General features: G+C 66.3%; 22 protein-coding genes. All 22 read right to left on the bottom strand.

The window, feature by feature from the left end:
- Positions 1–5 precede the first annotated feature (5 nt).
- Positions 6–1,046 carry a hydrogenase expression/formation protein HypE gene (hypE, locus tag QX121_RS04115; protein WP_315811239.1) on the bottom strand — a complete coding sequence of 347 codons (1,041 nt, stop codon included), beginning with the start codon at positions 1,044–1,046 and terminating at the stop codon, positions 6–8.
- Entirely contained in the window at positions 1,043–2,170 is a 1,128-nt protein-coding gene (hypD, locus tag QX121_RS04110; protein WP_315811238.1) for a hydrogenase formation protein HypD, read from the bottom strand. The genes hypE and hypD overlap by 4 nt, the downstream gene beginning before the upstream one ends.
- Complete coding sequence (locus QX121_RS04105; RefSeq protein ID WP_315736723.1) at positions 2,167–2,403, bottom strand: HypC/HybG/HupF family hydrogenase formation chaperone; 237 nt, start codon at positions 2,401–2,403, stop codon at positions 2,167–2,169. Before QX121_RS04105 ends, hypD begins: the two co-directional genes overlap by 4 nt.
- A complete protein-coding gene (gene hypF / locus QX121_RS04100) occupies positions 2,403–4,670 on the bottom strand; it encodes a carbamoyltransferase HypF (protein WP_315811237.1) in 2,268 nt (755 codons plus the stop codon). The genes QX121_RS04105 and hypF overlap by 1 nt, the downstream gene beginning before the upstream one ends.
- A complete protein-coding gene (gene hypB, locus QX121_RS04095; protein ID WP_315811236.1) occupies positions 4,667–5,635 on the bottom strand; it encodes a hydrogenase nickel incorporation protein HypB in 969 nt (322 codons plus the stop codon). Before hypB ends, hypF begins: the two co-directional genes overlap by 4 nt.
- Entirely contained in the window at positions 5,635–5,976 is a 342-nt protein-coding gene (gene hypA / locus QX121_RS04090) for a hydrogenase maturation nickel metallochaperone HypA (RefSeq protein ID WP_315811235.1), read from the bottom strand. Before hypA ends, hypB begins: the two co-directional genes overlap by 1 nt.
- Positions 5,969–7,069 (bottom strand): nickel-dependent hydrogenase large subunit, encoded by a 1,101-nt coding sequence (locus QX121_RS04085; RefSeq protein WP_315811234.1) that lies wholly within the window; start codon positions 7,067–7,069, stop codon positions 5,969–5,971. The genes hypA and QX121_RS04085 overlap by 8 nt, the downstream gene beginning before the upstream one ends.
- A complete protein-coding gene (gene hybE, locus QX121_RS04080; RefSeq protein WP_315811233.1) occupies positions 7,066–7,575 on the bottom strand; it encodes a [NiFe]-hydrogenase assembly chaperone HybE in 510 nt (169 codons plus the stop codon). The genes QX121_RS04085 and hybE overlap by 4 nt, the downstream gene beginning before the upstream one ends.
- Complete coding sequence (locus QX121_RS04075; protein ID WP_315736715.1) at positions 7,572–7,784, bottom strand: rubredoxin; 213 nt, start codon at positions 7,782–7,784, stop codon at positions 7,572–7,574. Before QX121_RS04075 ends, hybE begins: the two co-directional genes overlap by 4 nt.
- Positions 7,781–8,644, bottom strand: coding sequence for a hydrogenase expression/formation protein (locus tag QX121_RS04070; protein WP_315811232.1), 864 nt, complete (start codon positions 8,642–8,644; stop codon positions 7,781–7,783). The genes QX121_RS04075 and QX121_RS04070 overlap by 4 nt, the downstream gene beginning before the upstream one ends.
- Positions 8,641–9,087 (bottom strand): hydrogenase accessory protein, encoded by a 447-nt coding sequence (locus QX121_RS04065; protein ID WP_315811231.1) that lies wholly within the window; start codon positions 9,085–9,087, stop codon positions 8,641–8,643. Before QX121_RS04065 ends, QX121_RS04070 begins: the two co-directional genes overlap by 4 nt.
- Positions 9,088–9,322: 235 nt before the next feature.
- Complete coding sequence (locus QX121_RS04060) at positions 9,323–9,613, bottom strand: HypC/HybG/HupF family hydrogenase formation chaperone (protein ID WP_315736711.1); 291 nt, start codon at positions 9,611–9,613, stop codon at positions 9,323–9,325.
- Positions 9,614–9,635: 22 nt separating this feature from the next.
- Positions 9,636–10,223, bottom strand: coding sequence for a HyaD/HybD family hydrogenase maturation endopeptidase (locus QX121_RS04055; protein WP_315811230.1), 588 nt, complete (start codon positions 10,221–10,223; stop codon positions 9,636–9,638).
- Between the two features lie 12 nt (positions 10,224–10,235).
- Positions 10,236–10,979 carry a Ni/Fe-hydrogenase, b-type cytochrome subunit gene (gene cybH / locus QX121_RS04050; protein ID WP_315811229.1) on the bottom strand — a complete coding sequence of 248 codons (744 nt, stop codon included), beginning with the start codon at positions 10,977–10,979 and terminating at the stop codon, positions 10,236–10,238.
- A 15-nt stretch (positions 10,980–10,994) separates the two neighbouring features.
- Positions 10,995–12,785: a nickel-dependent hydrogenase large subunit gene (locus QX121_RS04045; protein ID WP_315736708.1), complete on the bottom strand. Its 1,791-nt coding sequence runs from the start codon at positions 12,783–12,785 to the stop codon at positions 10,995–10,997.
- Positions 12,786–12,806: 21 nt separating this feature from the next.
- Entirely contained in the window at positions 12,807–13,898 is a 1,092-nt protein-coding gene (locus tag QX121_RS04040) for a hydrogenase small subunit (RefSeq protein ID WP_315736707.1), read from the bottom strand.
- A gap of 233 nt (positions 13,899–14,131) precedes the next feature.
- On the bottom strand, positions 14,132–15,571 hold the full coding sequence (locus tag QX121_RS04035) for a nickel-dependent hydrogenase large subunit (RefSeq protein WP_315811228.1): 1,440 nt from the start codon (positions 15,569–15,571) through the stop codon (positions 14,132–14,134).
- The gene (locus tag QX121_RS04030; RefSeq protein ID WP_315811415.1) at positions 15,568–16,584 is read right to left on the bottom strand and encodes a HupU protein; all 1,017 of its coding nucleotides are present in this window, start codon (positions 16,582–16,584) and stop codon (positions 15,568–15,570) included. Before QX121_RS04030 ends, QX121_RS04035 begins: the two co-directional genes overlap by 4 nt.
- Before the next feature lie 15 nt (positions 16,585–16,599).
- Positions 16,600–17,721, bottom strand: coding sequence for a HoxN/HupN/NixA family nickel/cobalt transporter (locus tag QX121_RS04025; RefSeq protein WP_315811227.1), 1,122 nt, complete (start codon positions 17,719–17,721; stop codon positions 16,600–16,602).
- 176 nt (positions 17,722–17,897) lie between these two features.
- Complete coding sequence (locus QX121_RS04020) at positions 17,898–19,214, bottom strand: trypsin-like serine protease (RefSeq protein ID WP_315811226.1); 1,317 nt, start codon at positions 19,212–19,214, stop codon at positions 17,898–17,900.
- 145 nt (positions 19,215–19,359) lie between these two features.
- Positions 19,360–20,067 carry a phosphate regulon transcriptional regulator PhoB gene (gene phoB / locus QX121_RS04015; protein ID WP_315754964.1) on the bottom strand — a complete coding sequence of 236 codons (708 nt, stop codon included), beginning with the start codon at positions 20,065–20,067 and terminating at the stop codon, positions 19,360–19,362.
- Between the two features lie 16 nt (positions 20,068–20,083).
- Entirely contained in the window at positions 20,084–20,800 is a 717-nt protein-coding gene (gene phoU, locus QX121_RS04010; RefSeq protein ID WP_315736702.1) for a phosphate signaling complex protein PhoU, read from the bottom strand.
- Between the last annotated feature and the right edge of the window lies 1 nt (position 20,801).

The following is a 20,801-nucleotide window of genomic DNA, read 5'->3' as shown; positions in this document are numbered from 1 at the left end:
GCGTCTCAGCAGATCCGCGGCAGCTGCTCGCCGGACAGCCAGTCGACGATGCGGCCGCCGCCGAAGCTCGTCGCCATCTGGACGAAGCGGTGATCGTCGGCCACAGCTTCGCCGATCTCGGCGGCATCGCGGCCGAGCGGATGCGCCCGCATGGCGGCGAGCACTGCGCCGGCCACCTCGGGCGCGACCACCGCGACGAGCTTGCCTTCGTTGGCGACATGCAGCGGATCGAGCCCCAGCAGCTCGCAGGCGGCTGCGACCGCAGGCTTCACCGGAATCGATTCCTCCTGCAGGCGGAAGCCGAGATTGGACTGCTGGGCGATCTCGTTCATCGTGGCCGCAACCCCGCCACGCGTGGGATCGCGCATCAGCCGGATGCCGGCGCCGCCGGCCGCAACCATGTCGGCGACGAGACCGTGCAGCGAGGCCGAGTCCGAGATGATCTCGGTGTCGAAGGTGAGATTCTGCCGCCTCGACATGATGGCGACGCCGTGGTCGCCGAGGCTGCCGGACAGCAGCACGCGGTCGCCGGCCCTGGCCTTGTCGGCTGAGAGATCGAGGCCTTCCGGCAGCACGCCGACGCCGGCCGTCGAAATGAACACGCCATCCGCCTTGCCGCGCTCGACCACCTTGGTATCGCCGGTGATGATCGCGATGCCGGCCTCGCGCGCCGCCACTCCCATCGCATCGGCGATCCGCTTCAGATCGGAAAACGGAACCCCCTCCTCGATGATGAAGCTCGCCGACAGATACAGCGGCCTGGCGCCGGCCATGGCAATGTCGTTGACCGTGCCGTGCACCGCCAGCGAGCCGATATTGCCGCCGGGGAAAAACAGCGGCGACACCACATAGCCATCGGTCGTCATCACCATGCGGCCGGCCGCAACGTCGAACGCCGACTGATCGTTGCCTCGCGCCAGCCATTCGTTGCCGAACGCCTCGTGGAACAGGCCGGCAATCAGTTGCGCCATCGCGCGGCCGCCGGCGCCGTGCGAGAGATCGACGCAGCCATTCTTCAGGTCGAGCCGGCGCTGATGCATGCTCATGATGCAAGCCTCCGCTGATGGTCGCGGAAGCGGCCATAGGTCCAATGCGCCGCGCAGGCGCCTTCCGACGACACCATGCAGGAGCCGATCGGCGTCTCCGGCGTGCAGGCGGTGCCGAACAGCCGGCAGTCCACCGGCTTCTTCAGGCCGCGCAGAATGGCCGGACATTCGCAGGCCGGATTGTCGGCCACCACCAGCTCGGACATGGCAAAGCGCAGCTCGGCATCGAGATGCGCAAAGCCGGGCCGCAATTTCAATGCGCTCGCCGGAATGCTGCCGAGGCCGCGCCATTCGAACTGGTCGCGCAGTTCGAAGATCTCGGCGACCTCGCGGATGGCGCGCTGGTTGCCGCTGCCGGTGACGGCGCGACGATACTGGTTCTCCACCTCGTGGCGGCCGTCATTGACCTGCTCGATCAGCATCAGGATCGCCTGCATCATGTCGAGCGGCTCGAAGCCCGCGATCACGACGGGCTTGCCGTCATCGCGCGCGAACGGCGCGTAGGGCTCGGTGCCGATCACGGTCGAGACATGCGCCGGTCCGACGAAGCCGTCGATCTCGACCGTGTCGCCGCTGTCGAGGATCGCGCGCATCGCCGGCGGCGTCAGCACGTGGTTGCAGAACACGGTGAAGTTCGCCAATCGCTTCTTCTCGACGGCCCGGATCATCACGGCGGTCGGCGGCGTCGTGGTCTCGAAGCCGATGGCGAAGAACACCACCTCGCGACCGGGATTCTGCTCGGCCAGCGCGATCGCATCCAGCGTCGAATACACCATGCGGATGTCGGCGCCGCGCGCCTTCGCCTTGAGCAGCGAGGACCCGCGCGAGCCCGGCACGCGCATCAGGTCGCCATAGACGCAGAGGATGACCTCGGGGCGTTCGGCCAGCGCGATCGCCATGTCGATGCGCCCGGCCGGCAGCACGCAGACCGGGCAGCCGGGGCCATGGATCATGCGAACATTGTCCGGCAGCATGTCCTCGAGGCCATAGCGCGCGATCGCATGGGTATGGCCGCCGCAGAACTCCATGAAGCGATAGGCGCGCGCCGGATCGGCCTTGGCGCGGATGGCGCGCGCAAGACCTGTCGCCAGCTCCTTGTCGCGAAATTCGTCGGCATATTTCATGGCCTGACCTCCGCCACAGCCTCGCCCATCTGCCGGAGCAGGTCGAGCGTCTCGCGCGCCTCCTCCGGATCGATCTTGGCCAGCGCATGGCCGACATGAAGAATGACGTAGTCGCCGACGGCGATCTCCTCGATCAGCGCGATCGAGACCTCCTTGCTGACGCCGTCAATCGAGACGATCGCCATGTCGTCAGGCAAGAGCTTGATCACCTCGGCGGGAATGGCCAGGCACATCAGACGGTCCCTCCAGACAGCACATTGCTTTGTGTGAGATGCAGACCAGCCACCCAGGCCTGCCCGAGGCTGAGGCCGCCGTCATTGGGCGGCAGCCGGCGCGGCAGCAGCGGATCGAGGCCTGCGGAACGGCAGCCGCGCACGATCTGTTCGGCCAGATGCGCATTGAGGAAGCAGCCGCCGCTCAGCACGATCGTGCCGATGCCAGTCGCGCGCGAAGCTCTCGCGATCCAGTCGACGCAGGCCGCGGCCAACGTGCCGTGAAACAGCCCCGCCGCTTCGACAGTGTCGAGATCACGCGCGATCAGATGCGCGAGCAGCGGCCGCAGCGACAGCACGCCATCGGCAATGGTCCAGCCGCGCTCAAGCGTCGCCGGTTCACGCACCAGCGCCTCCAGCTTCATGGCCGCCTCGCCTTCATAGCTCTGCACCGTGCTGACACCGAGCAAACCAGCTACGGCATCGAACAGCCGGCCGGCGCTGGTGGTGACCGCGGTATCGGCAAGGTCTAGCAGCGTGACTATGTTGCGCGACTGGGGCTGCGCTACGAAACGCCGCTCGATCTCGTCACCGCGACCGAAATCGTGCAGCACTGACGCCGCCATCCGCCACGGCTCCCGTGCGGCCCTGTCGCCGCCCGGCATCTTCAACGGCGCAAGATGACCGAGGCGCTGGAAGCCCGCTCCGTCGCACGACAGCAACTCACCGCCCCAGGCGCCGCCATCGCTGCCATAGCCGTAGCCATCCAGCACCAGCGCGAGAGCGGGGCCGGTCACGCCCTGCTCGGCCATGACGGAAGCCGCATGCGCATGGTGATGCTGCACGGGCAACGTCGGCAGACCTCGTGCCTGCGCGAACCGGGTCGACGCCATGTCCGGATGCAGGTCATGCGCGATCGCGACCGGCTCGACGTCGAGGATGGCGGTGAGATGCGCGATCGTCTCCTCGAAGAAGCGGATCGCGGCCCCGGTGTCGAGATCACCGAGATGCTGCGACACGAACGCCTCGTCGCCGCGCGTTACCGTCACCGTCGCCTTCAGATGAGCGCCGACCGCGAGCACCGACGGCATGGTGCGTGCGAGCCGGATCGGCTCCGGTACATAGCCGCGCGCTCGCCTGACGAAGCGGGAAACGCCAGCCACGACAGCAAGCACGGAATCGTCGGCGCGGATGACGATGTCTCGGTCATGGGTAACGATCAGATCCGCGATATCAGCCAGACCGCTCCTCGCTTCATCATTGTCGGTCAGCAGCGGTTCCCCGCTCGGATTGGCGCTGGTGCAGACCAGCGCCCATGGCCCATCAGCAGCCGCGCGGCGGCCCGCCTCCAGCACATGGAAGATCAGATGATGCAGCGGAGCGACCGGCAGCATCACCCCGATCTTTGCGAGGCCTGGTGCGACCGAGGACGCAACACGCTGGCGTGAGCGCAACAGCACGATCGGCCGCGCCACCTGCTCCAGCAGCGCGCGCTCAGGCGCGTCGATCTCGGCAATCTCAGTTGCAGCGTCGGCCGTGGCCAACATCACGGCGAACGGCTTGCCGTCGCGCTGCTTACGGGCGCGCAGCCGCTGGACGGTCTGCTCATCTCGCGCATCACAGAGCAACTGATAGCCGCCGAGCCCCTTGACGGCGACGATCCTGCCATTCGCGAGCGCGGCCGCGATCTCATCGATGCCATGGCTGAGCCGCGGCCCGCAGCTTGGACACGAGATCGCCTCGGCATGAAAGCGGCGCCCTGCGCGATCGTCGTAGTCGGACCGGCAAGCCTCACACATCGGAAAGTGCTTCATCGCCGTGGACGGGCGATCGTAAGGCAGGCGCTCGGCGATGGTGAAGCGCGGACCGCAATGGGTGCAGTTGACGAAGGGATAGAGATGGAAGCGGCTGCCGGGATCGAACAACTCGGCCAGGCACGCGGCACAGGTGGCGGCGTCCGGCACGATCCGCGTCGTGACGCGCCCACTCACGCTCTCGGCGATCCGGAAGCCCGTGCCGGCGTCGGCCACGATCGGCTCGACGGCGATGTCGTCGATGCGCGCCAGTGGCGGCGTCTGCCGCGGCAGAGCCTCGACGAATTCGGCGACCTCGTCGCCCTCAACCTCGATCAGCACGCCATCAGCATCGTTGGCGACGAAGCCGCCGAGCCGATGGCGGATCGCCAAGCCATGGACATAGGGACGAAAGCCGACGCCCTGCACGGCACCGCGGACGCGGAGCCGGAGGCGCGTATGGTTCGCCGCCGATGTCCGGCCGGACGTGCTCATCCCTGCACCGCGTTCATCGCGCTCGCCCGCATCCGGTCCGACTGCTTCCTGATCCAGGCGTAGAACGCCGAGAGGCCCTCGCCGGTCTTGGCCGAGATCGTCAGCACCTCGATCTTCGGATTGACGCGGCGGGCATATTCGATCGTCTGCGCAAGATCGAAATCGAGCACCGGCGCCAGATCGATCTTGTTGATCAGCATCAGCGATGACGCTGCAAACATGTCGGGATATTTGAGCGGCTTGTCCTCGCCCTCGGTGGTCGAGAACACGACGATCTTGCAGGCCTCGCCGAGATCGAAGGCGGCCGGACACACGAGGTTGCCGACATTCTCGATGAACAGCAGCCCGCCGCGCAGAGCCGGCAGCCGGCCATAGGCTTCGCCCACCATGGCCGCGTCGAGATGGCAGCCCTTGCCGGTGTTGATCTGGATCGCAGGCACGCCGGTGGCGCGGATGCGCTCGGCATCGTTGGAGGTCTGCTGGTCGCCCTCGATCACCGCGACGGGGCGGCTCTGCTTCAGGTCAGAGACGGCGCGGACCAGCAGCGAGGTCTTGCCAGCGCCCGGGCTGGAAACGAAGTTGAACGCCAGCACGTCATGCGCGGCGAAGCGTGCGCGGTTCTCGGCGGCGAGCCGGTTGTTCTTGCCGAGAATGTCGCGCTCGATCTGGATGATGCGCCCGCTGGAGAGACCGGCAACCTCCTGCCCCGCAGGGTTGGCCGAGCAGTCGATGCGGTCGGCGGCGTGATCATGATGGTGGTCATGCGCGTGACCGTGATCATGATGGTCATGATCATGGTGATGGTGACCATGCTCGTGATCATGATCATGGCAGTGATGGCCGTGATGATGATGATGTCCGGACTGATCATGTCCATGAGCATGTTGATGCTCACCGTGATCGTGATGATGATCACCGGATTCGATGGAGGACTTGCCGTCACTGCAACCACACACCGTGCACATTACTCGACCTCCAGCTCCTTGACCCGCATGTCTTCCCCGCCCGTGACCTGCAACTGATGACTGCCGCAGGCCGGACAAGGCTGATAGCGTTGGCTGATCTCGACGCTGCGCGAGCAGCCCAGGCACCACGCCGTACCCGGCTGTTCGACGATCTCGAGCGCCGCCCCCTGCAACAGGGTCTTTGCGGTCACCGCCTCGAAACAGAACCGCAGCGCGTCCGGCGCGACATGGCTGAGCGCACCGATCTCCAACCACACGGTCTTCACCTTGGCGAAGGCGCCCTTGCGCGCCTCCTGCTCGACGATCTCGACGATGCCTTCGCACAGCGCCATCTCATGCATCGGCCATCTCCCGGAATTCCAGGTGATAGCCGACGCAGGGATCGAACGATCCGACCATCGTATGGATGGCATCGCGATCGCCCGTTCCGCGCAGCGCAGCCCCGGTGAGGCTCCTCACGACAGGGCCGCGCGGGTGAAAATTCCATTCCGTCGGCGCCAGATACTCGAAACGCGAGACCGCGCCGTGCGCATCCAGCTCGATTGCGTGATGCAGCCGGCCGCGGGCGCATTCAACCGCGGCGCCGCCGCGCCGCGACCCGAGCGCGTAGCTCGCGATGGCATGCTGGTCGGCCGCTTCGTCCTCAGCCTCGCCGGCCTCGATCCAGCGGAACAGCTCGGCAACCTCGGTGATCTTGGCTGAGAGGCGTTCGACGGGACCGGCTGATGCCAACTGATGGCGCTCCGCATACCGGGCCCAGACCCCGGTCTCCGGAGCCCTGCCGTCGAGTTCCGGAGCCTCAGCAAAGGCAGATCCCACGTCCATCAATTGCGCGACGACGGCGCCATCGTCGGCGGCCGACAGGATGTCGTGCTCGGCCGGCATGTGCCTCCATCCTCCATCATCGGCGGCCTTCCGGACCATGTCCATCAGAGATGCAAGCGGAGTTCCCGGTAGAACGGGCTCCGCTGCCAAGCCTATGCCCAGGGCCACCATGTCCGTCTTGATCTGAGACAAGGTTGCAGCGCGAGATTGCTGCTGGGCGCCGGAATGCATCTGCAGCGACGCGACCGCCTGCAACAGCCGTTGCACCAGCTGCGCAGCGTTGCGATTTTCCGCCAACGGCGCAACCAGCAGACCGCGCACGAGTTCGGCGAAGCGTTCCGCGACTACGGCCTTGATCCGACGATGCCTGGTCAGCGGCGCCGCCCGCTCGCCGCACGCCGCTTCCAACGCCGAGAGCAGCGCCACCTGGTGCGCACTGGCGCACAGCGAAAACAGCCGCGGCAGGGCCGCGAGCAGCATCTCGGCCGGCTTGCCGGCGAACAGCCGTCCCAGCGGTGGCCGCGTGCGCGGCTGAATGTCGACGCCTGTGATCAGCCGATCGGCGACCGACAGCGTCACGTCGATGCGGTTGCGAAAGGCGAGGGTCATGCGCGGCCCTCGGAGAGGGTGCCGCGCAGGAACGCACGGCGATCGATCGCACCCGATGCCTTCGCACCACGTTCGGACGACGGCTCGTCTTCGGGCGACGTCATCAGCGCGGTCAGCGCGGCTTCCGCCGCCGTACGCGCCGCGGCCATGTCCTCGAACTCGAACATCGGCGAGAACAGCGAGCAGCTCGCGATCCGACCGACCTCGGCAACATCGCCGATCGTGAACTCGAACGAACCGGCCGGAAGCCCGATCTTGATGACGGATCCCGCGGCGCCTTGTTCGACCGGAGTGACCACGTTCATGAACCAGGGCGTGACGACGATGCCGAGGATGCGGCCGTCGACCACTGAAAATCCGATCGCCTCGACGTCGAGCGCGTCGTGATAGATCGGCAGCTCGCGCATCGCACGAGCGCCGATTTCACGATAGACGCCGGCAAGACGCTCGCCCCACGCGGCCGGCGTGACGTCCGACGTCCCCTGCCCGACCGCCTCAGGGCTCATGGCTCGACCACCATGAACTTGGCTTTCGGCGCATCGCAGTTCGGGCAATGCCAGTCATCCGGCAAGGCCGCGAACGGCGTGCCCGGCGGAATCTGCGCGACGCCATCCCCCTCGGCCGGGTCGTAGCGCGTCCAGCAGATGCCGCACTCCAGCAGCACGTCATCAGCGAGATCGCTGCGGACACCGAAATTCTCGAAGCCGCCGCTCATGTGAAATAGGCCTCGATGATCTGGGTCAGACGCTCGGCCGAATCCTCGAAATCCTCAGCCGCGGCGAGCGCGACCACCGGCACACCGCCGACCTCGAGGGTGTCGAGAATGATCGTGTCCATGGCGTTGAAGAACTGCACCGACCAGACATGACGGATGCCGGTCGCGAGCACGCGGCAGGTGCCGTAGCCACGCGACATCAGCTGGATCGGGCCGTTGCCGAGCGTCTGCTGCAGGAAGCTCATGTCGGCCGGGCTCATCGGCAGCAGCGTGAAGTTGATGGTCTGCGAGCGCTGACCTGGTCGCCAGGACAGCGCGCGCTCGCGGATCTCGGCGAGCACCGGCAGCGCGTTCATGGTGCCCTCGGGCACGGGGCCGATCACGATGTCACCTGCAGTCAGATCGGCGGCGGCGCGCGATACGATCTCCGGGACGGCGCCGATTTCGACGTAGTCGTGTCGCTCGTCCGCCTCCAGCCGCACCCGCCATATTCCGGCGAGCACCGATTCCTGGATCTGAGCCAGCGTCCCGTCGGGAAGGGCCACGACGCCGGCGACCTCGCCCTCGCCCAGCACGTCGTCGATCAGCCGGCGCTCGAGATCGTTGAGGCCCTCGAGCCGGAATAATTGCGTCGGCGCGCCGGCGGTCTGCGCCGCGATGGCCGCTGCAATCGTCGACAGCAGCTCGACCGCCCGCGGGCAGCTGCGCGCCAGCGCCTCCGAGTCGAGCGAGGCCAGCTTGGCCAGGGCCCCGGACGCGGTCAGCCCCTTGTGCGAGGTATCGAGCGCCTCTTCGCCGATCGGAAAGATGTTGACCGGCTCCTCGGCTCCTTCAGGCGCGATCCAGAATCCCGGCTTCATCGCTCGGCTCCCGCAGGCTGATGGACTGGGACGATGCTGGCGACGACCGCTGCAGTCGCGCCCTGCGGCCGGTCGATCAGCCGCGAGATGCGATCGACATAGACAGACCAGTCCTGGATCTTGGCGATCAGGCCGAGCGCCTCGGCCCCGCGGCACAGGATCAGGCTGGGCTGGACGCGCACGCCGAAGCGCGTCCCGAGCTCCGCCTCCGCGTCGCGCGCGATGACCGCGCCACGCAGCCGGCCCTGAAACGCGGTGATCAGCTCCGGCAGCACGATGGCCACATCGAGCGCCTCCGGAAACCGCGCGGGATCACCGGCCGACAGCAGCACGGCGACCAGCCCGGCGCGATCGGCCTCGGCGAGAAAGGCGTCGACGGTGCCGGCATCGACCTCCGGCAACCCGCCTCGCATGCGCGCGGGGTCACGCTGCTGCATTTCCATCGACGTTTCTCCCTGACCAGTTATCGTTGCCGCGCTCTCCATGTTAGCAATCAACGTGCCAGACGCCCGCGCGACAGCGGAACGCTCAATACGTTGAAATATCTCATATTTTTATTGAAATTAAGAGCTCCGCAATCAATCGGAAAGCCGCTTTCCAGATAATGTCTGGCAACTTACTTTTCTTATGGAAATCTTATTGCCAGGAATCTGGCGCCCATCCAAGGGCATAACACCGCTACCGCAGATGCTCCGGAAGCTCCGGCTCGCGCCCGATCAGGTCGGCGAAGAAGTCGTCGCAATTCTCGCCGTTCACGGCCGCCTGCAGGCCGCGCAGCGCCTCGCCGATCAGCCGCGCTTCTTCGTCATCGAGCAGGCGAACGGCGTTGTCGATATAGACGAGCACCTTGGCCCCGACCGGCGGGTTCGACAGCAACAGCACCGAGACGCGGCGCTCTTCGCCGTCGAAGCTGCACAGCGCCGAGACGCCATCGGTCTCGAGGATTGTCATCGGCAGGCCAAGACACATGTCGGATTCCCTCGCGACGCGGTCACTCGGCCGTGCGCGTCCGCTGCTCATAGCTGTGATGGTCGATGTCGTTCGCGAGCAGGCGTTCGTCGCCGGCGAGCGGTTCACGCCGCGACACGGCGGGCGCGCCCCATTCCGCCAGCAGGGCGCAGGCCTGCTCGATCGCCGGCGCGATCTGCGCACGGACCGGCACGGTGAGCGGTCCGCCCCAGTCCTCGAGGTCGAGCGGCTGGCAGCCGATCAGCGCAAGCCGCTGCGGATAGCGGCCGAGCAGATCGGCCGCACTCAGCACTTCCTGGAAGCCGGTCTGGTGCAGGCTCATCTTCTTGGCGCCGGTGAAGCGCGGCACCTCGTCGTCGCGGACGAGCTTGAGCTCGCCCGGCACGAGGCCGTAGTCGATGGCGTCGAACACGATCAGACCGTCGGCCTCCTCGACATAGTTGACGAGGTAGAGCCCCTGCGTGCCGCCATCCAGGATCGTGACGTTGTCGGGCACGGTGAAGCGGCGGTGGAATTCCTCCACCACCCGCACGCCGAAGCCTTCGTCAGCCCAGAGAATGTTGCCGATCCCGAGCACCAAAATGCGATCGCGTCCGCGCTCATCGACCATGCCGGCCCCCTGCTAGTCGCGGAACTGCCGTTCGCCTGAGATCATCGAGGAGATGATGCTCTGGCGTGACATGATGTCTTCGCGAATGGCGGCATAGACATGCACCATCACAAACGTGACCAGCGCCCACATCCCGAGGTGATGCCAGGTATGCACATCCTGGCTGTTCGGCCAGATCACAAACACCCAGCCAAACAATTTGTGCTGCCAGCTGTCGATCCCGGTGCCTTCCGAATAGAGCGCAAAGCCGGTGACGATCATGAAGGTCACGAACAGCGTGAAGCCGATGAACATCGCCGTCTGCGCCAGGGGATTATGGCCGACATACATCTTCGGCTCACGTTCCAGGAAGGCGTACCAGCGGATCTCGTGCAGCACCTCTTTCCAGAACTGCTTGCGATGCACCGGAATGTAGAAGATCTGCCGGGAATGGTGGTTGCCGACGAAGGCCCAGAAGATGCGGGCGAGGAAGAACACCGCCAGCACCTGTCCGGCCGCGAAATGGGCAAAGCGGATATAGCCCATCACGAAGTTTGCCGACGCCTCTCCCGACACCGTCGGGAGAGGTGATCCGATGAGATAACCGGTGATCATCAGAACGATGATCGCGAACGCGTTGACCCAGTGGCAGATGCGCACCGGCGCTTCGTAGACATAGACCGTGGGCCGGCCGACCGCATGCTCGCCGGCGGCGTCGGCTACGATCGCGGCGATGTCCGTCCCCGACTCGGGCGGGCGTGCAACTGCATCCATCATGACCCTGCTCCCGTGCTACCTGACCTTGACCTTGGCCAGTTCCTGGCCATCCGGACTCATGACGTGCGTCGAGCAGGCCAGGCACGGATCGAAGGAATGGATCGTGCGCAGGATCTCGAGCGGCTGCTCGGGATTGGCCATCGGGGTGTTCATCAGCGACGCCTCGAATGCGCCGATGTTGCCCTTGGGATCCCTGGGCGAGCCGTTCCAGGTCGTCGGCACGACGCACTGGTAGTTGTCGATCTTGGTGTCCTTGATCTTGATCCAGTGCGCGAGCGCGCCGCGCGGCGCCTCGGTGAAGCCGACGCCCTTGGCCTCTTTCGGCCAGCTCTCGGGCTTCCATTTGTCGACATTCGCCGTCGAGCTGTCGCCCGCCTTGATGTTGGCGATCAGCTTGTCCTGGAAGTAGCGCATCTGCCGTCCGGCCCAGACCGATTCCAGCGCGCGCGCCGCGGTGCGGCCGAGCGTGGAGAACAGTGCCGTCAGAGGCAGGTCGAGATCTTTCAGGAATTTGTCGACGGGATCCTTGAACTCCGCCTTGTTCTGCGCATAGCCGACGACCCAGCGTGCGAGCGGTCCGACCTCCATCGCATGTCCGCGCCAGCGCGGCGCCTTGATCCAGGAATATTTGCCGCCCTCGTCGAGCTCCTTGATGTCGGTCTTGGTGCCCTTGGCATTGGGGCCGAGCACGTAGTTCGGCTCGGTGATGCCGTCCCAGGGATGCAGTCCCTTGGTCTCGTCGGGATATTTGTACCAGGAGTGAACCACGAACTCCTGGATCTCGTCCGGATTGGCGTGATCGACCGGAAACACCTCGGACAGGTTGCCGTTGATGATCGCGCCACGCGGCAGCTTCAGGCTCTTGGCGGAGTAGTCATTGGCATGCTCGGGCACGTCGCCATAGGCGAGCACGCTCTTGCCGGACAGGCCGCCGCCATAGAGCCAGTCCTTGTAGAAGGAGCCGATCGCGGCGACGTCGGGCAGATAGACCATCTCGTTGAACTCGATCAGGCGATCGATGATCGAGGAGACGAGGTTCAGCCGCTCGATGTTGATGGCGCCGACCGCACCGGTGCCGTCGATGTTGATCGGACACGGCACGCCACCCACGAGCCAGTTGGGGTGCGGGTTCTTGCCGCCGAAGATGGTGTGGATCTTGACGATCTCCTTCTGGAAATCGAGCGCCTCCAGATAGTGCGCCACCGCCATCAGGTTGGCTTCGGGCGGCAGCTTATAGGCCTTGCTGCCCCAATATCCATTCTTGAACGGGCCGAGCTGCCCCGACTCGACGAACTTCTTGAGGCGGGTCTGGAGGTCCCTGAAATAGCCGGGCGACGACAGCGGCCAGCTCGAGATCGACTGCGCCAGTGTCGACGTCGCCTTCGGATCGGCCGAGAGCGCCGAGACCACGTCGACCCAGTCCAGCGCGTGCAGATGATAGAAGTGCACGACGTGGTCGTGCACCTGCAGCGCAAGCTGCATGAGGTTGCGGATGGAGTTGGCATTCTCCGGAATGGTGATGCCGAGCGCGTTCTCGACCGCGCGCACCGATGTGAGCGCATGCGTTCCGGTGCAGACGCCGCAGATCCGCTCGGTGAAGGCCCAGGCGTCGCGCGGATCGCGATTCCTGAGGATCACCTCGATGCCGCGCCACATCGTGCCGGTGGAAACCGCATTGCGGATGACATTGTCGGAGTCGACGTTGACCTCGACCCGCATGTGTCCCTCGATCCGGGTGACCGGATCGACGACAATGCGCTTGCCGGAATTGTCGAGATTGAAGCCGTTGGGAGTCTGGATGCCCATCGTTGCCTGCCCTGAATGCGATCAATGATCTTGTTTGGCGTCGTCGCGCTTGGTGGCGAGCCGTTTCACGGCCGTCACCGCCGCATGCGCCGCGACCGCTGCGCCCACCGTGCCCGCGGCCACCATGCCGACCTGGTCGGCGTTGTGCTCGATGCCGAACTGCTTGATGTTGGTGAGGCGGTCGTAGAACGAGCCCTTGTCCCAGAAGCCGTCCTCGGAGCAGCCGATGCAGCCGTGACCGGACTGGATCGGGAACGACACGCCGCCGTTCCAGCGCACCGTCGAGCAGGCATTGTAGGTGGTCGGGCCCTTGCAGCCCATCTTGTAGAGGCAGTAGCCCTTGCGCGCGGCCTCGTCGTCCCACTCCTCGACGAACTGGCCGGCGTCGAAATGCGGCCGGCGATAGCACTTGTCGTGGATACGCTGTGAGTAGAACATCTTCGGCCGGCCCTGGCGGTCGAGCTCCGGCAGCTTGCCGAAGGTGGTGATGAAGGTGACGACGCCGGTCATGACTTCCGCGATCGGCGGGCAGCCCGGCACCTTGATGATCGGCTTGTTGGTGATGACCTTGTCGATCGGGGTCGCCTGCGTCGGATTGGGCTTTGCCGCCTGCACACAGCCCCAGGAGGCACAGGCGCCCCAGGCGATGATCGCCATGGCGTCCTCGGCCATCATCTTCAGCTTTTCGACGAACGGCTTGCCGCCGTCGATGCAGAACATGCCACCTTCGTTCAGCGGCGGATTGCCTTCGACCGCGAGGATATACTGTCCCTTGTACTTCGCGCGCGTCTCGTCGAGGATGGCCTCCGCCTGGTGGCCGGCCGCCGCCATGATGGTGTCGTCATAGTCGAGCGAGATCATCGACAGCACGGCATCCTTCACCAGCGGATGCGCTGAGCGGATGAAGCTCTCCGAGCAGCACGTGCACTCCAGCCCGTGCATCCAGATGACCGGCGTGCGCGGCTTGGTTTCCAGCGCATTGGCGATGCGGCTCGCCGCGACCGGGCCGAGGCCGAGGCTCGTCGCGGTCAGGCTGCAGAATTTGTGAAAGCTGCGCCGCGTGATGCCCTGACGCCTGATGACGCTGTAAAAGGTTTCCGTTGCCGCGCCCATGAGTCCTCCCCTGACATCGCGTTGGCGATCATCTGATCGCGTTCTGGCGAGAAGGACAGCAAGATGCGGGCCAGCATCATTGCTGGATTTGAATCATAATGATTTCAGATGCTTGAAGCGGTGCGATCGCAGTGACGGAGCCTTCGGTGGTGGATCGCGCGCGACAATCGGAAATCACGCGCTTTGCACCGACAATCTTGTTTCCGCTTGCCGCCTGCCTGTGTGCAGCGCGCTCAATGCGCCGTGCAGACCATGCAGGGATCGAACGACCGCACCACGTGCTGGATGCCGACCGCACGCGCGCCGGCATCGCCGACCTCGGTGCCGACCAGCGCCTGCTCGAGCGGGCCCGCAACGCCGTCGGCGTCGCGCGGCGAAAAATTCCAGCTCGTCGGCGCGATGATCTGATAACGCTCGATCCGGCCGGAGCGCACCGCGAGCCAGTGGCCGAGGCTGCCGCGCGCAGCTTCCACGAGCCCGACGAAATTGCCGTCGACCGCGCTGGCGCTGTTTTCGCAAAACGGCTCGTTGAGACGCAATGCCTTGATCCAGTGCTCGATCGACAGCGCGAGCTGCGCGGTTTCGATCAGCCGGGCGATGACACGATTGCGGACATTGCTGCGACCGCTCGCGAGCAGCGCGGTGATCAACGGCTGACCGTCGATGGCCTGCCTTGCGAGAGCGCCGACCTCGACCGGTTCTCCCGCGAGACGCGGCGCCTTGCACCAGCTATAGGCGTCGGCTTTGTCGGCATCGGGCACGGTGCGGCTCTCGGCCGGATCGAGCGACGTATCGTGCATCCAGGCGTGCGAGACGTCCTCGGTGATGCCGTCCGACGGCAAAGCCTGGACCTCGCCACTGCTCGTGCGGACGCCAGCGCGAAAACGAGCCCCACTGAAGTCGTGATACGCGCCGAAGCTCATCAAGAGACCTGGTCCGCTGCCGAGGTCGGCCAGCGCGAGCGCATCGGCCAGCCGAAGGAAATGCGCGAAGTCGCCGGCGCGGCCCTCGCGCCAACGGTCGAGTTCGTCCGGCGTCGACAAGGCGAGCACATTCTCCAGCTTGTCGGCAAATACGGCGCGCTCAAGGAAACCGCGAAACGACGCCGCGATCGCGTTCAGCCGCACGCGCTCGCCGAGCTCGATCGCGCGCGTCGTCCCGCCTGGCTGGAAGGCGAGACTGTGCGGCCATTTGCCGGCGATCAGGCCCATGATCTCGAGCAGTCGCGCGCGCGCAGGCAGGGCATCGCGGGCAGCGTTGCCCTTCGTCGCCGCGAAACGTTCGGCCGCGGTCGAATGCCAAGTGTGCGAGGCATAAGCATCGCGGGCGAAGTCCGGCATGAAGAAGATGTAGAAATGCGTCAGATGATCCGCCGCGTTCTCGGCCGCGTGCGCGATGTTGCTCGCGAGGATGCCGTTTGGTGCTGCCGCAATGCCCATGGCCTGGCGCAACGCCGCGGCGGCCGCGATCGATTGCGACACGGAGCAGATGCCGCAGATGCGCGGCGCGATCACCAGGGCGTCGAGCGGCGGCCGGCCCTCAAGGATCTGCTCGAAGCCGCGATAGAGCGGCGCCGTCACCTCCGCCCGCGCGACGCGGCCGCTCTCGATATCGAGCCTGACCTCGAGATCGCCTTCGACACGATTGAACGGTCCGACCGTGATCCGCGTCATGGACGGCGCTTGTCGCCGGAACGGCCCGGCGGCACCACGACATGATCCGCCGTCGCATTGACTCGGACGCGGCGCGGCGTGGCCGATTTCGACAGCGCTGCGAGCGCGACGAACCAGGCTTTCGGCATGTCGGTGGGAAGGCCGACGGGGATGCCGGCGAGCTTCGCCGTCTCCAGATAGTTCTGCGCGCTCTCGAAGCCCGGCGAGGTGCAGGCGATGCAGGCATAACCGCCCTTGGTGCAGGAACCGCCGCCGTTCCACGAGCGCTGATTGCAGTCGCCGACCGCTTGCGTTGCGCGGCAGCCGAGATGCTCCATCAGGCAGCCGCGCTCCGACATCGTCTCCGCGCTCGCCTTGAACTCGTAGAACTCGTTGCGCGAGCAGCCGTGATGAGCGAGGTGGTTGGCGATGAAGGTCGGACGGCCGACCGCGTCGAGGCCGTCTGCCGTCAGATCGCCCGAGGTAAGCGCCAGCAGGCTCTCCATCATCCAGCCCGGATGCGGCGCACAGCCTGCGACGTTGATCACCGGCAGCCCGCGTCTCGAGCGGAAGGCCGCGCCAAGCGCGCCGCCGATATCGCTGCCCTCGAACTGCAATCCGACCGCATCGGTCGGATTGATGCCGGCAGCAGGAATGCCGCCATAGGCGGCGCAACTACCGACGGCAACGACGTAGTCGGCCAGCGGCGCCAGATCGAGCAGCCAGTGATAGATCGAGCGGTTGGTGCCGGCGAGCATGTTGAAGCGGCCGGTCAGACCGGGGCCTCGCGCCACCGAGCCTTCGAGCACCAGCAGATCGAGCCGCTCGCGGCCGTCGCGGATCGCCTCCAACAGCTCCACGACCTCGTCCCCTGTCTGCTCGCTGACGGAGGGATGCCATACCAGATCGATGCCGGATTGGCGCAATTCGTCGAACCAGCCGGACGCACCGCTTTCCAGGATCGACATGGTGCAGCCGCCGCAGCTCGCGCCCTGCAGCCACAGCATCCTGATCGTTCCCTCCGAGCCGACCATCATGAGGCCCCGCTCCTAGCCCGTCTTATGCGTTCCGCTTCGTATCGCCGGCGGGTTTAGCGCCCCCGCACGAACGCTGGCAAGCGCTTCGCCGGGCGTCGCCTCGGAACCGCGCTGACTGCGACCGAGCAGCATCGCGACCGCCCAGACCAGTCCGAACAGGCCGATCGCGACGATTCCGAGATTGGCGACACCGTCACCCAGCGCGGTGGCGACGTCAGCCCATCCCCCCGTCAGGCCAAGCCGCGGCGCCAACAGCGTGAACGCCTCGAAGCTGCCGATCACCAGCGCGATCGCAACGGATGCGCCGGTGATCACGAGGTTATAGCGCAGCTTGCGTGCGGGATCGGTCAGCGCCCAGCGATAGGCGCCGACCATCAGCATGCTGTCGGCGGTGTCGACGGTGGCCATCGCAGCCGCGAACAGCGCCGGGAATACCAGCACATGGGCGAGGCTCGCGCCGCGCGCAGCCTCGGTCGCCGACAGGCTGAGAAGCCCGATCTCGCTCGCGGTGTCGAAGCCGAGACCGAACAGGAAGCCGAGCGGATACATGTGCCAGGCGCGTCCCACCAGGCGGAGCACGGGGCGCAGCAGGCGGATGAGGATGCCCCGTCCGCTGTTTCCGGCTGTTTCCATCTCGGACTGCGGCTGTGCGGCGCGGCGCCAGAGGTTCACGAACAGAATGAGGTTCGCCAACGCGATAAGCAGCAGGAAGCCGGCCGATACCGACGTGCCGATGACGCCGCCGATCGCCCTGATCGCACTCTCTTCATCCAGGAGGTCGGCGCCGGCGATGAGGCTCACGACGATGGTGGCGATGACGACGACGCTGGAATGGCCGAGCGCAAAATAGAGGCCGGCGGCGCGCGGAGGGTTACCGTCCTGCACCAGCTTCCGCACGACGTTGTCGATGGCCGCGATGTGATCCGCATCGATCGCATGGCGCAGCCCGAGCAGCCAGGCCAGCATCGCGGTGCCTACGATGGCGGGCCGGTCGGCATAGAGCGCGAACGCCCAGGCCCAGGCGAGCGCGTTGGCCGCGACCAGCCCGGCGACGAGCGCGACGGTCCGGCCGGGCTGCGACCGCCACCACAGCAGCCGCGCGGCCCGAGGATGATCAATTGGAACAATCGTCATACTCGGACTATAGCAAGAGCCAGGCCAGTTCGGTAAAGCCCCCGCTGCAGGCAAAAGCTGCAGGAAAACCTGGGCGGCGCTTCCCGGATTGCCCTCTCGCTTGGCAACCCGCTATCCAGTCACGCACAGATCATGACCAGCGGCGGGGACCTCGTCCCTCTCGCCCCCTCCTTCCCTCACCGCGCCGAGGCACTCTGTGCCGCGATCTCGCGCCGCACGACCGCCTCGAACTGGCTCGCGGGGGCGGCGAACATCAGCCGGGTCTCCTCGTGGAACGCCGAGAAGATGCCGACCACGGCCGGCTCCCCGCCGACCTCGGCCAGGATCGGCGAGCCCGAATAGCCGAAATTGGCCAGGCAATGCACTGTCAACAGCCGGGCATCCCCGGTCATGCCGGCGCTGCAATTGCGCTGGCCGGTCGGCGAATAGCGCCGCTCCTGGCCATAGCCGATCTCGGAGATGGTTCCGGCCGTGGTCGCAGCCGCGAGCTCCTCGCGGGTCAGCGCCTTGACCGCCACCGGCTTCGACGGCAGAGCATCCTTCAGCACGATCAGCGCCCAATCGGCGGGCGAGCGGTCGAGCGACCATCTGTCGTGCCGGGTCGGGACGAAATCGGGCGCCACGATCAGCTTGTCGGCGACCGACGATGCCGCCGGCGTGCCACGGTTCATGCCGGCCAGGAAGCGGACATTGCCGGGGCTGACCTGCGCCACGCCGTTGAAGACGCAATGCGCGGCGGTGAGCACGACGCGCGGCGCCACCAGGGTGCCGGTGCACCAGCCGCCGCTCGAGTATTGCGCGACGGTGACGACGCCGATCGACGACGCCGGCCAGGAGGTGGGATCGACGACCTCGCCGATGTGGCGATCGAGCCCGAGCAATTGCTCCGGACGCGGAGTGGCAATGCCCGCATCCGCCGATTCCGGTTTCGGCTGCCAGGACGCAATGGCGCTCTGGGCCTGGACGCGCTGCGGCTCGGTCAACCTGACCCGCTGCACGTCGCGGCCGGCCGATCGCACGCCACTACGGCCCGCCATCACCAGCCAGGCATAGCCCTGCACGACGTCCTGTTTCACACCGCGGCCGTCGAGCAGCATCAGGCCGAGCATGTATTGCGACTGGGCGAAGCCCTGCGCCGCCGCGCGGCTGAACCAGCGACTGGCTTCGCCGTAGTTCGAGGCAACACCCTCGCCATTGACGTAGGCGATGCCGAGATGATGTTGCGCGACGGCGAGCCCCCGATCGGCGGCCTTGCGGTACCAGGCCAGCGCCTCGCTCGGATTACGCGGCACGCCCCAGCCGAACGCCTGCATGAAGCCGACGTCGAACTGCGCCCGCGCATCGCCCTTGGCGGCCAGCGGCAGCAGCCGTCGCATCGCCGCCGCATGCTGCCCGTTGCCTGCCGCCGCGACCGCGTCCTCGAGCTCGGCGGCCGGGGCGCCCGCCAGGCTGCCGAGCAGCACGGCAAGAGATATGATGATGGTCTTGATCAAGGGCGTCCGCTGGGACCGAAACATCGTGACGGGCCACGAAGCAGACACGATCAAGACGGCGGCGGCGTGGCGGAAAGCGGACCGCGATCTCCTCAATCGGGCCCGCTCGCGCCTCACACCTTCTTCATCCTCACGCCCATCGCCCTTACACCTGCTCGCTCTTGGCGAAGCGATCATCGAGCGCATAACCGGCGCCGCGCACGGTGCGGATCGGGTCCTGCTCGCGGCCGGGATTGAGCAGCTTGCGCAGGCGGCCGATATGGACGTCGACGGTGCGCTCGTCGATGTAGATGTCGCGGCCCCAAACGCTGTCGAGCAGCTGTTCGCGGCTGAACACGCGGCCGGGGTGCTCGAGGAAGAATTCGAGCAGGCGGTATTCGGTCGGGCCGAGATCGATCGGCCGCCCCGAGCGCGCCACGCGGCGTTTCTCGCGGTCGAGCTCGATGTCGCCATAGGACAGCACGGTCGCCAGCCGCTCCGGGCTCGCCCGCCGCAGCAGGCCTTTCACGCGCGCCAGGAGCTCCGGCACCGAGAACGGCTTGACGATGTAGTCGTCGGCGCCGGTGGCGAGTCCGCGCACGCGCTCGCTCTCCTCGCCGCGCGCCGTCAGCATGATGATCGGCAGTTGCCGGGTCTCGGAGCGCGCGCGCAGGCGGCGGCACAGCTCGATGCCGGAGAGGCCCGGCAGCATCCAGTCGAGCACGACGAGATCCGGAACGCGCTCCTTCAGCCGCGTGTCGGCCTCGTCGCCGCGCGCCACGGTCTCGACCTCGTAGCCTTCGGCCTCGAGGTTGTAGCGCAGCAGCGTCGTCAGCGCCTCCTCGTCCTCCACCACCAGAATTCGGGCGCCCATGTCTGAACCGTCTCTCTTAGTTACCGGGAATCGTCGTCGCGAAGCTCGTCATGTCGCCCTTCGGGCGCTTGTCCATGATCTGCTGGCCTTCGATCATATAGAATACAGTCTCGGCGATGTTGGTCGCGTGATCGCCGATGCGCTCGATGTTCTTGGCGCAGAACATCAGGTGGATGCAGAACGAGATGTTGCGCGGATCCTCCATCATGTAGGTCAGGAGCTCGCGGAACAGCGAGGTGCAGATGGCGTCGACTTCCTCGTCGCCCTTCCACACCGTCATCGCCGCCGGCAGGTCATGCGCGGCATAGGCGTCCAGCACCGTCTTGACCTGCGACTGCACCAGATCGGTCATGTGCTCGAGGCCGCGGATCAGCTTCAGCGGATGGAAGTCGCTCTCCAGCGCCGCGACGCGCTTGCCGATGTTCTTGGCGAGGTCGCCGATGCGCTCCAGATCGGTCGCCACGCGCATCGCGCCGACGATCTCGCGCAGGTCGACCGCCATCGGCTGGCGACGGGCGATCGTGAGCACGGCGCGCTCCTCGATGATGCGCTGCAGCTTGTCGACCTCGGCGTCGGTGGCGACCACCTTCTGGCCGAGCGCGATGTCGCGCCGCACCAGCGCATCGACGGAATCGACGATCAGCCGCTCCGCGAGGCCGCCCATCTCCGATACCAGACGGGTGAGGTCCTGCAGATCGCTGTCGAACGCCTTGGCGGTATGTTCACTGGCCATG

Origin of the sequence: Bradyrhizobium sp. SZCCHNR2028 (genome assembly GCF_032380995.1) — a bacterium.
Taxonomy (GTDB): Bacteria; Pseudomonadota; Alphaproteobacteria; order Rhizobiales; family Xanthobacteraceae; genus Bradyrhizobium.
This window is presented reverse-complemented; position numbering and strand designations above follow the sequence as displayed.